Genomic DNA, 323 nt, shown 5'->3' on the forward strand with positions numbered 1-323 from the left:
GCCTTGAGCCGCTCGGCGATCTCGAGCACAGCGGCCTCGGCACCCGCGATCACCACAGCGCGGGGGCCGTTCACCGCAGCGACCGACACCTCGCACTCACGGCCCTCCAGCAGCGGCAGCACCTCCTCCTCGGCCGCCTCCACCGCGACCATCACCCCACCCGACGCCAACCCCTGCATCAACCGACCCCGCGCCACCACCAGCGCACACGCATCCTCCAGCGACAACACACCCGCCACATACGCAGCCGCGATCTCACCGACCGAATGACCCATCAAGAAATCCGGGCGCACCCCGAACGACTCCACCAGACGGAACAACGC

Annotated in this window: 1 protein-coding gene; it reads right to left on the minus strand. The window is 69.0% G+C overall.

Annotation, left to right across the window (positions count from 1 at the left end; genetic code table 11):
- On the minus strand, window positions 1-323 hold a 323-nt coding region (locus OO70_RS50905), incomplete at both ends, for an acyltransferase domain-containing protein (RefSeq protein WP_158711702.1).

Origin of the sequence: Streptomyces xylophagus (genome assembly GCF_000716435.1) — a bacterium.
GTDB classification, from domain to species: Bacteria; Actinomycetota; Actinomycetes; order Streptomycetales; family Streptomycetaceae; genus Streptomyces; species Streptomyces xylophagus.